16 protein-coding genes are annotated in these 13990 nt (G+C 69.8%); 8 read left to right on the top strand and 8 right to left on the bottom strand.

Annotated features, from left to right (window positions below; genetic code table 11):
• Position 1: 1 nt before the first annotated feature.
• The 3 genes from OIE40_RS15105 to OIE40_RS15095 are packed head-to-tail and all read left to right on the top strand — an operon-like array spanning position 2 to position 2252.
• Positions 2-643: an ABC transporter permease gene (locus OIE40_RS15105; RefSeq protein ID WP_264703598.1), complete on the top strand. Its 642-nt coding sequence runs from the start codon at positions 2-4 to the stop codon at positions 641-643.
• Complete coding sequence (locus OIE40_RS15100; protein WP_264703597.1) at positions 640-1302, top strand: ABC transporter permease; 663 nt, start codon at positions 640-642, stop codon at positions 1300-1302. Before OIE40_RS15105 ends, OIE40_RS15100 begins: the two co-directional genes overlap by 4 nt.
• 26 nt (positions 1303-1328) lie before the next feature.
• Entirely contained in the window at positions 1329-2252 is a 924-nt protein-coding gene (locus OIE40_RS15095; RefSeq protein WP_264703595.1) for an ABC transporter substrate-binding protein, read from the top strand.
• Here the strand turns inward: OIE40_RS15095 and OIE40_RS15090 are convergent.
• The 3 genes from OIE40_RS15090 to OIE40_RS15080 are packed head-to-tail and all read right to left on the bottom strand — an operon-like array spanning position 2249 to position 3689.
• Positions 2249-2737: a guanyl-specific ribonuclease gene (locus tag OIE40_RS15090; protein WP_264703593.1), complete on the bottom strand. Its 489-nt coding sequence runs from the start codon at positions 2735-2737 to the stop codon at positions 2249-2251. The genes OIE40_RS15095 and OIE40_RS15090 overlap by 4 nt on opposite strands.
• The gene (locus OIE40_RS15085) at positions 2734-3198 is read right to left on the bottom strand and encodes a barstar family protein (RefSeq protein WP_264703591.1); all 465 of its coding nucleotides are present in this window, start codon (positions 3196-3198) and stop codon (positions 2734-2736) included. Before OIE40_RS15085 ends, OIE40_RS15090 begins: the two co-directional genes overlap by 4 nt.
• The gene (locus OIE40_RS15080) at positions 3195-3689 is read right to left on the bottom strand and encodes a universal stress protein (RefSeq protein ID WP_264703589.1); all 495 of its coding nucleotides are present in this window, start codon (positions 3687-3689) and stop codon (positions 3195-3197) included. The genes OIE40_RS15085 and OIE40_RS15080 overlap by 4 nt, the downstream gene beginning before the upstream one ends.
• A gap of 61 nt (positions 3690-3750) precedes the next feature.
• On the opposite strand from OIE40_RS15080, the gene OIE40_RS15075 reads away from it, so the two are divergent.
• The 4 genes from OIE40_RS15075 (at position 3751) to OIE40_RS15060 (ending at position 8307) form a co-directional block, all read left to right on the top strand.
• Positions 3751-4668: an ABC transporter ATP-binding protein gene (locus OIE40_RS15075; RefSeq protein ID WP_264703587.1), complete on the top strand. Its 918-nt coding sequence runs from the start codon at positions 3751-3753 to the stop codon at positions 4666-4668.
• Complete coding sequence (locus tag OIE40_RS15070; protein WP_264703585.1) at positions 4665-5912, top strand: ABC transporter permease; 1248 nt, start codon at positions 4665-4667, stop codon at positions 5910-5912. Before OIE40_RS15075 ends, OIE40_RS15070 begins: the two co-directional genes overlap by 4 nt.
• Before the next feature lie 103 nt (positions 5913-6015).
• Positions 6016-7236 carry an ornithine--oxo-acid transaminase gene (rocD, locus tag OIE40_RS15065; protein WP_413774503.1) on the top strand — a complete coding sequence of 407 codons (1221 nt, stop codon included), beginning with the start codon at positions 6016-6018 and terminating at the stop codon, positions 7234-7236.
• A 177-nt stretch (positions 7237-7413) separates the two neighbouring features.
• Positions 7414-8307: a hypothetical protein gene (locus tag OIE40_RS15060; protein WP_264703582.1), complete on the top strand. Its 894-nt coding sequence runs from the start codon at positions 7414-7416 to the stop codon at positions 8305-8307.
• Between the two features lie 66 nt (positions 8308-8373).
• Here OIE40_RS15060 and OIE40_RS15055 read toward each other — a convergent pair whose 3' ends face one another.
• The 3 genes from OIE40_RS15055 to OIE40_RS15045 form a co-directional block, all read right to left on the bottom strand.
• Positions 8374-8688, bottom strand: coding sequence for a hypothetical protein (locus OIE40_RS15055; RefSeq protein ID WP_264703579.1), 315 nt, complete (start codon positions 8686-8688; stop codon positions 8374-8376).
• Positions 8667-8819: a hypothetical protein gene (locus OIE40_RS15050; RefSeq protein ID WP_264703577.1), complete on the bottom strand. Its 153-nt coding sequence runs from the start codon at positions 8817-8819 to the stop codon at positions 8667-8669. Before OIE40_RS15050 ends, OIE40_RS15055 begins: the two co-directional genes overlap by 22 nt.
• A gap of 125 nt (positions 8820-8944) precedes the next feature.
• On the bottom strand, positions 8945-9502 hold the full coding sequence (locus OIE40_RS15045) for a YceI family protein (protein WP_264703575.1): 558 nt from the start codon (positions 9500-9502) through the stop codon (positions 8945-8947).
• 213 nt (positions 9503-9715) lie between these two features.
• Here OIE40_RS15045 and OIE40_RS15040 point away from each other — a divergent pair, with 213 nt between their 5' ends.
• Positions 9716-10996 (top strand): citrate synthase, encoded by a 1281-nt coding sequence (locus OIE40_RS15040; RefSeq protein WP_264703573.1) that lies wholly within the window; start codon positions 9716-9718, stop codon positions 10994-10996.
• On the opposite strand, the gene OIE40_RS15035 is transcribed toward OIE40_RS15040, so the two are convergent.
• Together OIE40_RS15035 and OIE40_RS15030 are read right to left on the bottom strand one after the other, a co-directional pair.
• Positions 10972-11814, bottom strand: coding sequence for a class I SAM-dependent methyltransferase (locus tag OIE40_RS15035; RefSeq protein ID WP_264703687.1), 843 nt, complete (start codon positions 11812-11814; stop codon positions 10972-10974). The two genes, OIE40_RS15040 and OIE40_RS15035, sit on opposite strands and share 25 nt — an antisense overlap.
• A 57-nt stretch (positions 11815-11871) precedes the next feature.
• Positions 11872-13671, bottom strand: a complete 1800-nt coding sequence (locus OIE40_RS15030; RefSeq protein ID WP_264703571.1) for a DUF2207 domain-containing protein — start codon at positions 13669-13671, stop codon at positions 11872-11874.
• Between the last annotated feature and the right edge of the window lie 319 nt (positions 13672-13990).

Genomic DNA, 13990 nt, shown 5'->3' with positions numbered 1-13990 from the left:
GATGGGCTGGGTGCTGGCGAACCTGGAGTTGATCGGCTCCCGGACCGTGTCCCACCTGCTGCTGGCGCTGCCGGCGATCGCGCTGTCGTTCGTGCTGGCACTTCCGCTGGGCTGGTTCGCCGCCACCCGACGCTGGTCCCGGGCCACGCTGCTCACCGCCGCGGGCCTGCTGTACGCAATCCCGTCGCTACCGCTGTTCGTGGTGCTGCCGACCATCTTCGGATTCGGCGTCCGCGACGCGCTGAACGTGATCGTCGCGCTCACCCTGTACGGCCTGGCGCTGATGGTGCGCTCCGCCGCGGACGCGCTGGACTCGGTCGGACGTCCCGTGCGGCTGTCCTCGACCGCTCTGGGCTACTCGACCTTCAGCCGGTTCTGGCAGGTGGAGCTGCCGCTCGCCGGGCCGGTGTTGCTGGCCGGGCTGCGGGTGGTGGCGGTCAGCACGATCAGCCTGGTGACGGTGTCGTCGCTGCTCGGCGTCGACAACCTCGGGTTGCTGTTCGTGGACGGCTTCCAGCGCGGCATCCTCGCCGAGGTGCTGACCGGCATCATCGCCACCGTGCTGCTGGCGGTCGCGGTCGACGGCCTGCTGGTGCTGCTCGGCCGGCTGCTGATGCCGTGGGCGAAGGCGGCGGGCCGATGAACTACTTCAGCGAGGCCATCGCCTGGATCCTCGACCCGGCCAACGCGTCCGGGCCCTCGGGGGTGTGGGCGCGCTGCTGGGAACACCTGTGGTACACCCTGCTCGCCGTCGTGCTGGCCTGCGTGATCGCCATCCCCCTGGGCTACCTGGTCGGCCACACCCGCCGCGGCCGGGGGCTGGTGGTCGTCTCGTCGGGCGCGGCCCGCGCCCTGCCGACCCTCGGTGTGGTCACCCTGGTCGGCCTGGTTCTCGGTATCGGCCTGGTCGCGCCGATGGTGGCCCTGGTGCTGCTGGCCGTGCCGTCGGTGCTGGCCGGCGCCTACGCCGGCATCGAAGCCATCGATCGCCGCACCGTGGACGCCGCCCGCGCGATGGGCATGTCCGAGTGGGAGGTGCTGACCAGGGTGGAGATCCCGCTGGGGCTGCCGCTGCTGCTCGGCGGCGTCCGGTCGGCGACGCTGCAGGTGATCGCCACCGCCACCCTGGCCGCCTACGTCGGCGCCGGTGGGCTGGGCCGCTTCCTGTTCCTTGGACTGAAGACGCAGGATTATCCTCAGATGCTCGCCTCCGCCCTGCTGGTGGTGGCGATCGCGCTGCTCATGGAAGGAGTGTTCGAGATCTCCGAACGCGCGGCCGCCCGGCGGCTGCACACCGCCTGACCCATCCGAATACGAGAAGGAAACCCATGAAGATCCGCATCGCCGCCGCCCTCGCGGCGGGAGTGCTGGCGCTCAGCGCCTGCTCGTCGTCCAACCCGCTGGGGTCGGCCTCCGCCCAGCCGTCCGGTTCGACCTCGGCCGCCGGCGGCGGGACGCTGGTCGTCGGCTCGCAGCAGTACTACTCCAACGAGATCATCGCCGAGTTGTACGCGCAGGCGCTCGAGGCCAAGGGCTTCACCATCGACCGGCAGTACCAGATCGGCCAGCGTGAGGTGTACCTGCCCGAGCTGCAGGCCGGCACGATCGACGTCTTCCCCGAGTACGCGGGCAACCTGCTGCAGTACCTGGACAAGGACTCCACGGCCAAGACCGGCGAGGAGGTGATCGCCGCGCTGCCCGCCGCGCTCGGTGACACGCTGCGTCCGCTGACCGCGGCGGCGGCCACCGACCAGGACTCCTACAACGTCACCAACGAGTTCGCCACCACCAACGGCCTGACCAGCATCGCCGACCTGGCGAAGCTGAACCGCACGGTCAAGGTGTGCGCCAACTCGGAACTGGAGAAGCGGCCCTACGGACCGCCCGGGTTGAAGTCGACCTACGGGCTGGACGTCGAGGTGATCCCGGTGGAAGATTCGGGCGGCCCGCTGACGGTCAAGGCCCTCAAGGACGGCAAGTGCGACACCGCCGACATCTACTCGGCCGACCCGTCGATCGTCGCCAACGACCTGACCACGCTCACCGACCCGCAGAGCCTGATCCTGCCGCAGAACGTGGTGCCGATCGTCTCGACCAAGGTGGACGACGCGGCCGCGGCCGTGATCGACAAGGTGAGCGCCGCGCTCAGCACCGAGGAGCTGGTGGCGCTGAACGCGCTCAGCGTCGACAAGCAGCAGTCGTCGGCGCAGATCGCCAAGGACTGGCTGACGGCCAAGGGGCTGCTGAGCTAGAGGCCCACCAGTTCGCAGAACGACTCGTAGTGGTCGGCGGTGTAGTACCAGACCTCGGGCTCGGCGCCCAGCCTGGACTGCCCGCCGGTGATGAGGCGCCGGGGGCCGGGGAACCGCTCCCCCGGCGCCTCGACCGTGTATTCGCGGTAGTACCCGCTGCGCCGCTGCGGCAGCAGCCGTTCCCGGTTGCCGAAGACGCCGCCGTCGTCGCGGGGGCGCAGGTAGGGGCCGTTGGCACGAACGGCCGCCACGGCGTCGGCCACCTCGGGTGGGCTGCCGGTGCACGACGGCAGCCCCGACGTGGTGGTGGTCGAGGCGCTCGCTGTCGTCGTCATCCGAGCGGATGCGGTGGCGGACGCGGTCGCCTGTGGCCGGACGGTGGTGTCGGCCTGCCTGTTCTGCAGCAGCTGGGTGAGCGCGAACAGCAGCACCAGCACCGCACCGACCGTGACCAGGGTGCGGCCCCGCGGCGTCAGCCCCTTCACGCGTCCAGCCCGTCGGTCAGCAGCAGCGTCTCGAACAGCCGGTCGGCGGGGTCGGCGCCGCCGCGCCACAACCGTTCGGACGCCTCGACGAGCACGTCGGTGAGCCGGAACCACCCCGGCGTGTCGGCCTCGATGATCTGTTCGGGATGGCACCACACCAACGCCAGCCGGGGCGAGTCCGGCCAGTACCGCGCCAGGTCGTGCAGGCTGTCGGCCAGGGCGTCCAGGTTGCGCCCGGCAGTCTCGGGCAGCCGCAGGCCTACCGCTATCCGGCGCTGCGCCTCGCGGAAGTCGAGCACCCCGGTGGTGTCGACCGCCACCACCGTGTAGCCGGCATCCCGGCACCGGTCGATCAGCGCCTCGCCCCGGGCCGCGTCGGCGAAGACGAGCCGGTCGCCCTCGACGTCCAGCACATCGGCCAGCGACATCCGGTGCGCCGGTTCAGGGGCCGCGGGAGTCACTGGTCGAGGAAGCGATCCAGCTTCAGCCGCCGGTCGGGGGACATCTCGTTGATCCCGCGACGCACGACCAGCACGTCGCAGGCGGCGTGCTCGACCACCTGGTTCGACACCGACCCCATCAGCAGCCCCTTGAAACCACCGGCGCCGCGGGTGCCGACCACCAGCACCCTCGCCTGTTCGGCGGCCTTCAACAGTTCCCGGCCGGCCGGACCGTGCGGGGTCTCCAGCGTCACGCTGACGTCGGAGTAGTCGGCGAGGGTCGCCGCCACGTCACGCTGCAGCCGTTCGCGCACCGCGACCTCGAAGTCGTCGGCCGGCGGAACGTAGCCGGGAGACCAGGTCGAGGGCCGGGGCGCCGTGCTGATCGACCAGGCCCTGATCACCCGCACCTCGGTCTTGAGCTGCCGACCGAGCCACAGCGCCCGGTCCAGCGCGAGCAGCGCGAAGTCCGATCCGTCGTTGCCGACGACGATGGGCAGTTCGACGTCCATGTCGGCAGCGTAGCCGCATCGGGGCACCGGGCGGGGGCGGCGGATGTGGTTCAGTGGGGCCATGGACGCGCAACCCATCCCCGCCATCGAGGTCCGCGGCTTCCGGATGGCGTTCGGCGACCAGGTGGTGATCGACGACCTGAGCTTCGCCGTCCGGCCCGGCGAAACCTTCGGCCTGCTCGGCTCGAACGGCTCTGGCAAGACCACCACGATCCGCGCGCTGCTCGGCATCTACACCCCGACCGCCGGACAGCTGCTGGTCGAGGGACGCCGCTTCGACCCGGCCCAGGGCTCCCGGCTCGGCTACCTGCCCGAGGAGCGCGGCCTGTACCGCAAGGAGTCCGTGCTCGACGTGATGACGTACTTCGGCCGGCTCAAGGGGCTCAGCCGCGAGCAGGCCGACGGCTGGTCGCGTGCCTACCTGGAGCGGGTCGGGCTGGCCGGGCACGCCCGGACCAGGCTGGACAAGCTGTCCGGAGGCCAGCAGCAGAAGGTTCAGCTCGGCGTGACGATCATGAACAGCCCCGACATCCTCATCCTCGACGAGCCGACCAAGGGCTTCGACCCGGTCAACCGCCGGCTGCTGATGGACCTCGTCGACGAACAGCGCTCGCAGGGCGCGACGGTGGTGATGGTCACCCACCAGATGGACGAGGTCGAGAGGTTGTGCGACCGGATCCTGTTGCTGAAGGACGGCCGCGCCGAGGCCTACGGCACCGTCGCGGAGGTGCAGGACGCCTTCGGCGGACGCCGGATGCGGGTCACCTTCTCGGGCGTCCTGCCCGCGTCGGCGAACTTCCGGGTGGCCGTCGGCGAACGCAACTACGCCGAACTCGAGCTGCCCGACGGGGTGGAGCCGAACCTGGTGGTGCGCGAACTGCTGGACGCCGGCGTCCGGCTGCGCGGGTTCAGCACGGCACGGATGTCGCTCGACGAGATCTTCCTCAAGGTGTACGGCGAACAGGAGGCCGCGGCATGAACCGGCACAATCTCGGCACCGTCATCGGCTTCGAGTTCCGCCGCACCGTGTTCAAGCCGCGGTTCTGGCTGATCTCGCTGTCGGTGCCGGTGCTGATCGCGGTCGTCGTCGGGCTGATCGCGCTGAGCGGGCAGACCACCGCCGAGCGGGCGGAGAATCAGGGTTCCGAGCCGGTGACGTTCACCTACACCGACGCGTCCGGCCTGGTCGACCCGGCGATCGCGAAGGCCGCCGGCGGCACCGAGGTGACCGACGCCGCGGCCGCCCGCCAGGCCGTCGTCGACGGCACCTCGCAGTGCCACATCGACTTCCCCAAGGACCCGCTCAGCCAGAGCGTCGAGGTGCGCGGAACGGATCTCGGCCTGTTCGACTCCGGCCGCTACAGCGCGGTCGCGCAGGCGGTGCTGAGCGCCTCGGTCGAGAAACGGATCGGCGACCCGGTGGTGGCCAAGCTGGCCGTCAACGGGGCCGACATCAGCCTGGTCACCTACGCCGACGGACGCCCCACGCCCGGCCTGGCCGGGGTGATCGCGCCGGGGCTGTTCCTGGTGCTGTTCTACCTGGCCGTGCTGATGCTGGGCAACCAGATGCTGAACGTCACCCTGGAAGAGAAGGAGAACCGGGTCACCGAGATGATCCTCACCACCATGAACCCGACCACGCTGATCGTCGGCAAGGTCATCGCCTTGGCGCTGATCGGCATCGTCCAGGGAGTGGCGGTGGGGCTGCCGGCCGGCATCGTGTTCGGGCTGTTCAGCGGGTCGCTCGGGCTGCCGTCGGCATCCGACGAGGCGGGGGCGGCCGCGGTGCTGGGACTGATCCCGATCGATCCGGCGACCATGCTCGTCGGCTTCGCGCTGTTCCTGCTCAGCTTCCTCATGTTCACCGGGTTGCTGGTGGCGATCGGGGCGGTGATGCCGTCGGCGAAGGAGGCTGGCAACGCCTTCGGCGTGGTGGTGATGTCGATGTTCGTGCCGCTGTACGCGGCGTCCCTGCTGGTGTCGGACCCGCACGGCGTGGTGTCGCAGGTGTTCACCTTCTTCCCGCTCACCGCCCCGGTCTCGGCGCTGCTGCGCAACGCCACCGGCGGGTTGTCGTGGTGGGAGGCGGGCATCGCGCTGGTGGTGCTGGGGGCGTTCGGCTGGGCGTTCCTGGTGCTCGGCGTCCGGCTGTTCAGGACGGGGTCCATAAGCTACGGCAGCCGGGTACGGATCGGCCGAGCCCTGGGGATCGGACGCCGTTAGGGGCTTCGCCACGGCGTCCTGGTACGATTCTGGCTTTCTTGCGTCGAACCAGTCCAGTTCCGCAAGAACTCGCGCTGTCGCGGTGATTGAGCGGAGGTTTTCCATGGTGGATCGCAGGGTGACCAGCCCAGCGCAGCAGTGCGCGATCGAGCAGGCCGAGACGTGGGGGGCGCACAACTACCAGCCGCTGCCGGTCGTCATCGCCGGCGGCGAGGGGGCGTGGCTGACCGACCTGGACGGCAACCGCTACCTCGACCTCCTGTCGGCATATTCCGCAGTCAACTTCGGCCACTGCCATCCGGCCCTGACCAGGGCCGCCGTCGAGCAGTTGCATCGGGTGACGATCACGTCGCGCGCGGTGTACTCGGCCGGCTACGGGCCCTTCGTGCAGGCACTGGCCGAGCTGTGCGGCAAGGAGATGGCCCTGCCGATGAACACCGGGGTGGAGGCCGTCGAGACCGCCATCAAACTGTCCCGCAAGTGGGGCTACGAGACCAAGGGCGTCGCCGAGGACCGGGCGAACATCGTCGTGATGGACGGCAACTTCCACGGCCGCACCACCACGGTGATTTCGTTCAGCAACGACGAGACCGCGCGGCGCGGCTACGGGCCGTTCACCCCCGGCTTCCGCAGCGTGCCGTTCGGTGACCTGGCCGCCGTGGCCGAGGCGATCGACCCTGACACCGTGGCGGTGCTGGTCGAACCGATTCAGGGCGAGGCTGGTGTTGTGGTGCCGCCGGCGGAGTTTCTGCCGGGGGTGCGTGAACTGTGCAGTGAGCATGGCGTGCTGCTCATCGCCGACGAGATCCAGTCGGGACTGGGCCGCACCGGCACCACCTTCGCCTGCGAACACAGCGGGGTGGTCCCCGACCTGTACCTGTTGGGCAAGGCGCTCGGCGGCGGCATCCTGCCGGTGTCGGCGGTGGTCGGCGACCGGGCGGTGCTTGGGCTGCTGCAGCCCGGCCAGCACGGGTCGACGTTCGGCGCCAACCCGCTCGCCTGCGCGGTGGGGCTGGCGGCCGTCGAACTGCTGCGCACCGGCGAGCTGCAGCGCCGCTCCGCCGAACTGGGTGCCGTGCTGCACGAGCGGTTGACGGGCCTGGTCGGCAACGGCGTCACCGCCGTGCGGGGCAAGGGGCTCTGGGCGGGGGTCGACATCGACCCCGCGCTCGCGACCGCCCGGACGATCTGCTACCGGCTGCTCGACCGCCGGGTCATCGCCAAGGACACCCACGAACGGACGATCCGGCTCGCCCCGCCGCTGGTGATCACCCGCGAAGAGCTCGAGGGGGCGCTGGACGCGCTGGAGGCGTCCCTGGCCTGAGGCCTGTGGACGGCCGAGCCTCCCAGGCCCGACGTTGCGCGCGGTCGGGCACATTGCGCGCGTTGCAGCAGCGGCAACGTGTCCGGCGGCGCGCAACATCGAAACCGCTTCGTTGTAGGTCCTGTGGATAACGTCCACCGACCCGGCGGCTGTGCTGAAGTCTCCGCCATGCCGCTGATGCGAACCTCAGACCTACGAGCCCGCGGCGTCGGGTCGAGCCAGGTGCGCCGCATGGTCAGGGACGCCGAACTGTTCCGTCTCAGACGGGGTGCCTTCGACACCGACGCCGTGGAGGGCTTTACCCGGCATCGCACCCTGATCCGCGCCACCGTGCCGGTACTGGGCGAGGGCGCCGTGTTCAGCCACGTCTCCGCCGCCGTGCTGCACGGCCTGCCGGTCGAACGCCGCTTGCTGGACCGCGTCACCTACACCTCCCCGGGACGAGGCGGAGGCCGGGTGGGGGCGCAGATCCACCAGTACCGGACGCCCCTGCCGGAAGGCGATGTCGAACTGGTCGACGAGCTGCACCGGACGACCATGCCGCGCACCGTCGTCGACCTGGCCCGCAGCTGCGACGCGCGCCTCGCCCTGGCGGCGGCGGACGTCGCCCTGCGCCGCGGCGTCCCCCCGTGCGAGTTGTCGGCACAACTCGAGGCGGCGCACCGCCGGCGCGGTGTCGCGCAGGCCCGAATGATCGTCGGCTTCGCGGACGCCCGCAGTGAATCGCCCGGTGAATCGGTGAGCCGGCTGACCCTGTGGCAACTCGGCCTGCCGGTGCCGGTGTTGCAGTACGACCTGGAGATCGGAGGCGCTCGCTACCGGGCCGACTTCGCCTGGCCCCGCTGGAAGCTGCTCGGCGAGTTCGACGGCAAGGTGAAATACGGGGAACTGCTGGCCGACGGCGAGACGGCGGCCGACGTGGTGATGCGTGAGAAGCGCCGCGAGGTCGATCTTCGCAGTCACGGCTGGGCGATCGTCCGCTGGTCCTGGGCCGAGGCGATGCACCCGGACAAGCTCGATCTCCTCGTGCGCTCGATGCTGCAGCAGCAGGGCTGGCGTCCAGGTGCGTGACGTTGCGCGGGGTCGGTCAGGTTGCGCGCGTTCTAACGGCGGCAACGTGTCCGGACGCGCGCAACGTCAGCGGCGGCGCATCCAGACCACCACCGCGACCAGCGCCAGGACGCCGGTACCGGCCAGCCAGGCCGTCGGCGTCCCCCACCAAGGCGTCACGTCGGCGGGCGTCGGCACCGCCGTCACCGCTGGGCTCGGCGTCAGCGGGGCCGGCGTCCGGCCCGTGCCCAGCTTCGCGCGGTCCATAGGATTCGGCGCCGAGCACAGGGTCGTGGTCAGGGCGTCGTACGAACCACGCGCGAACACCAGCACCTCGCCACTGAGCCGGACGCCGCAACTGGCCTCGCTCGCCGCGGACGTCACCAGCACCCGGGCGGGCACCGACCCCTTGTAGACCCGCGCACGGCGATCGGATCCCCCGAACCGGATGCCGTGGCCGGGGTGACGACGCCGCCCGCCAGGGTGAGCAACACGACGGCCAGCAGCCGCAGCAGGACGACCATGGGGCTCATGTTCGCACGCCGAGCGGCGCCGAGGGAGTGTTCAGCCCGGGCGGAAGCCCAGGCGTCCGGTCCGAACGCACGAAAGCCCGGCCGAAGCCGGGCTCGTGCCCCCCGTTCGGGAAGCCTGTGTGAGGTCAGGCCTGCTTGATGGCGGACACCTCGAACTCGAGGGTGATCTTCTCGCTGACCAGGACGCCGCCGGCCTCGAGGGCCGCGTTCCAGTTCAGGTCCCAGTCCTTGCGGTTCACCACGACGGAGCCCTCGAAGCCGATGCGCTCGTTGCCGAACGGGTCGGTGGCCGCGCCCTGGTACTCGAAGGGGATGGTGACCGGGTGGGTCTTGTCCTTGATGGTCAGGTCGCCGGTCACCTCGACGGTGTCGCCGTCGATGTCGAAGCCGGTGCCCTTGAAGGTGATCTCGGGGTAGGTCTCGGCATCGAAGAAGTCGGCCGACTTCAGGTGCGCGTCGCGACCCTCGCTGCGGGTGTCGACCGAGGCGGTTTTGATGGTGACCTCGAGGGTGGAGGCCGACGGGTTCGCGCCGTCGATGGTGGCGGAGCCCTCGACATCGTTGAACGAGCCGCGGACCTTGGTCACCATGGCGTGCCGGGCGATGAAGCCCAGCTGGCTGTGGCTGGCGTCGAGTACGTAGGTGCCCTGCAGATCGGTCAGGGCGGGAACGGCGGTGGTCATGGGGTGTGCCTCCTCAGGCTGTGGTGGTCGAGGTGCCGGGGCCGGAACCCCGGAAGTTGTTCTCGAGACTGTTTTTGAAATCTCAACTACCTTCAGCATAGCCGCTGTTGTTGACTTGTCAACCATCGTTCTCACGGGAGCCCTGGAAGCCCGCGCTAGGGTGGGTCCGCAGGCGACGGAGCCTCCCTCACCGGTCGCCGAAAGGAGACACGCGTGAGCAATGCGCAGTTCGTCCATGGCGACCAGACCTGCGAGCTTCCGCAGGTCCGGGCCAGTGTGGGAAGTGACGGCTACGACATCTCCACGCTACTCGCCGACACCGGCGACGTGACGCTGGACGTCGGATTCGGCAACACCGCCGCGTGCCAGTCGGCGATCACCTACATCGACGGCGACGCCGGCATCCTGCGCTACCGCGGCTATCCGATCGAGCAACTGGCCGAGCGCTCCACGTTCCTCGAGACGTCCTACTTGGTGCTGTACGGCGAACTGCCGACCGCCGAGCAGTTGGCCGAGTTCACCGGGCAGATCAGCGAGCACTACCTGCTCGACGAGCGGCTCAAGGAGATGTTCAAGCTGTTCCCGAGGCGCTCGCACCCGATGCCGGTCCTCGCCGCGGGCATCAACGCGCTGTCCACGTTCGCGATGCCGCCGGTGGCGCTGACCGAGCGCACCGTCGAAGAGCACGCGTACCGGCTGATGGCCAAGGTGCCGACGCTGGCCGCGTACGGCTACAAGAACTCTCTCGGCCTGCCGACCCTGTACCCGGACGAGTCGCTGGGCTACATCGAGAACTTCCTGCGGATGAGCTTCGGCGTCCCCACCCGGCCGTTCGAGATCGACGAGACCATCGTGCGCGCCCTCGACGTGCTGCTCATCCTGCACGCCGACCACGAGCAGAACTGCTCCACCTCGACGGTGCGCATGGTGGGCTCGTCGGGGGCCAACCTGTACCTCTCGGTCGCGGCCGGGGTGAGCGCACTGTCCGGGCAGCTGCACGGCGGCGCCAACCAGGCCGTGATCGAGATGCTGCAACAGCTGCGCGAGTCCGGGCAGAGCGTCGCCGACTTCGTGGCCCGGGTGAAGGACAAGAAGTCCAACGTCAAGCTGATGGGTTTCGGGCACCGGATCTACAAGAACTTCGACCCCCGCGCGCAGATCGTCAAACAGCACGCGGACGCCATCCTGCGCGACCGGCCCGGTCACGACGAGCTGCTCGACCTTGCCCTCGCGCTCGAGGAGGCGGCCCTCAACGACGACTACTTCGCCGAACGCAAGCTGTATCCGAACGTCGACTTCTACACCGGGCTGATCTACCAGGCGATGGGCTTCCCGGTGAACATGTTCACCGTGCTGTTCACGATCGGACGCCTGCCCGGCTGGATCGCGCACTGGCGTGAGCAGCACCTCGACCCGGTGAAGCGGATCGGACGCCCCCGGCAGGTGTACACCGGCGAGGTCGAGCGCGACTACCTGCCGCTCGACCAGCGCTGAGCGACGGCGCGGGAAACCGGGCCGTGGCCTGGCAACAGCCCCGGCACTCCTCGGGTTGGGGCGCCACCGTGCGCCGTTGGGTCCCCGCCCTGGGCCGGGTGGCGCCCGCCGCGATCGGGCTGCTGGTGCCGCACCCGGTGGTGCTCGGCGTCGCCGGCACCGCGGTGGTGGGCGGCGTCCTCGGGGTGGCAGGCACGCTGCGGCTGGACCCGTGGCCGAGCTTCGTCGCCGAGACCGGCGAACACTACGCCGGACGCCGACGAGTTGCCGGTGCCGGGCCTGCTGGAGTCGCTGGGACTGGACGGGCTGCGGGTCGAGGGAGTGCTGGGGGGCGGCGAGCCGGGCGAGGAATGGCTCGCCTTCCAGACCGTCGATCGGCTGGGCGGGCGCACCAGCCGGATCGCGGCCCGGCTGCCGGGACGGGTGACGGCGCCGGTGACGATGGTGGTCTCGGTGACGTCGGCGAAACCAGCCCTGGTCAGCCAGGTCGTCAGTTCGCCGGGGGTACCGAAGCGGTACTCCAGTGCGGTGTGGTCGGCCCCGCCGGCGGCCGCGGCGGCCTGCCAGAAGTCGCTCAACAGACCCATGCCCTGTTCGGCGTCCCAGACGCAGGCGGCCACCACATCTCCGGGGCGGTTGACCCTGGCGAGTTCTGCAGCCGCGGCGTCGGGATCGGTGACGAAGTGCAGCACCAGTTGGCTGAGGGTGGCGTCGATGCGGGCGTCCTCGAAGGGCAGCAGTTCGGCGGAGCCGATCCGGACGAGTACCCCTGGGTGCCGGCGAACTGCGCGAACGGCGCAGCCAACCGGCGCGACCAGCGGCCCATGAACCGGTCGTAGGCGTCGCCCGAGCCCGCGAAGGCGCCCGCGGTCACGTCACCAGCCGCCGCCACCGCCACCGCCGAAGCCGCCACCGCCGCTGAAGCCGGAGCCGCCGCTGGACGCCGCCGTGGCCGACTGCATCGAGGACGACATGGTCGAGGCGAGCTGGTCCATCGACGAGGTGAGGGTGCCGAAACCGAGGCCGTAACCGTAGCCGTAGCCCACGTACCAGGAGGTGTCGGCGACGTAGCGGCCCTCGGCGGCGAGCTGCTCGAAGACCTTCGCCCAGCGGTCGGCGACGCCGAAGACGATGGCGTAGGGCAGGTAGCGGGAGAACACGTCGATGCCCTCCTCGAACTTGATCTGGTCGGCCTCGGCCGTGGTCAGGTACAGCTCGAAGCCCTTCGCCTGGGCGAGCACGGCCGAGCCTTCGGCCGTCCGGGCACCGAACCGGTTGCTGAGGGCCAGCATGGCGATCCCGCAGATGACCCCCGCCAGGCCGACCAGCCCCCACCCGACGAAGCCGAGGGCGAGCCCCAGCGCACCGCCGGCCAGGGTCAGCCCGATGCCGCCGACGATCGCCACCCCGCGGACATGGCTCGGGTTCTTGGTGAACCAGTGCAGCTCGTCGGTGACCCGCTTGTAGAGCCTCTCCCGGGTCTTGTCGAGCAGGCCGGCGTAGTCGCTGTCCTTCAGGTCGTCGGTGGTGACCACGGAGCCCTTGGAGAACAGCTTGTCGACCAGTTTCGCTTCGTAACGCGTCAACCGTTCGGGGTTGTTCAGCCGGGTGAACGTCCAGTCCTTCTTGTCCTGCTGCTCGATGGTCAGGTGCTTGCGGACGGCCAGATCGATGATGGTGGCCGTGATGTCGACGTTGTCGGCGGTCGAGTCGGTCAGGACGCCGATCTCACCCGGCCGGGCGTCGCGGGGCGGCGTGAACTGGACCGCGACCGGGGCGTTCGAGGTGCCGTGGCCGATGGCGACCTGCTGGTCCTTGGCCGGCGTGACGCCGGGCGTCAGGCCCAGGTACACCTGGTCGCGGGAGCCGCGCCGGGTGCGCCGCAGCAGGGCACCCAGGCCGAGTGCGGTGAGTACCGCGGTGACGCCACCGGTCGCAGCGGTGACGGGGAACATGTTGCCGATCCAGAACCGCTTCTCGAGCCTGGCCTCGGCGCCGACGAAGGTGCCGGCCGGGAAGCCCGCGACGATCTGCAGGTAGGTGTGGTCGGAGAGCCGCGACTGGGTGAAGGTGACCGTGTCGCCTCGCTGATCGGCCTGGCAGGGGTTGGAGGTGTCGCCGTCGATGAAGCAGGCGGACTGCGTGACGTCGACCGGTCCGGTGACGGTCGCGGTGATGTTGCTGATCGGGATCTCCCAGCCGTTGCCGATGACGTTCCAGTTGAACTCGTCGAGACCCGAGGTGGTCTGGTTGGGGGCGATCAGGCCGCGGATCGTGTACGTCACCACATAGGACTGGGTGCCGGTGAAGTACGTGTTCTCGTTGCCGATCCGGACCAGCAGGTTGCCGTCCTGGGTCTCGGTACTCACCTCGGTGTTCGCGCCGGACGGGCTGGTCACGTCACCGAGGCTCATGTCGAGCATCCGCCAATGGTCGGGATCGTTGGCGATCTCCTGCCGCAGCGGGAAGGTCAGGTACGGACCCCGGCCCTCGTCGGAGCCGAAATCGAAGTCGAACGCGAGCTTTACCGAGGTGGTGCCGTCCTTGGCGACGTCGGCGGTCACTGTGTACGTGGTGATGCTGTCGTCGTCGGAGTCTGCACGTGCCGTGGTGGCCGGCAGCATGCCGAGGACGAAGATGCCGAGGCCGATGAGCAACAGGGAGAGGCGGCGCATGGCTCAACGGTAACAACCCACAGGTATCGGCAAGGATGGCCCCTGCCCAGGCTGACCCGACCATGCCGGCCTCACGGAGGAGACCGTGCTCTACTACCTGGCCATCGGATCGCTGGACGGCTATCTGGCCGACCCGACGGGAACTTCGATTTCGCCTTCCCCGACGAGCAGGTGCATCGGTTCGTCAACGACCTGAGCCGCGTGGGGTCGGATCGCTGAGGTGGAAGGTGGAACCGTCAGAGGCTCCGGGTAGCGTGCGAGTCAGGTCGAGCCGGGTCCGGCTCGACCGCGACGTCACCGGCCGAACAAGTGTGCGTCG

Source organism: Micropruina sonneratiae, assembly GCF_025972045.1.
GTDB lineage: Bacteria > Actinomycetota > Actinomycetes > Propionibacteriales > Propionibacteriaceae > Micropruina > Micropruina sonneratiae.
Note: the sequence above shows the minus strand (reverse complement) of the source record. Positions and strands in the feature narration are given on the sequence as shown.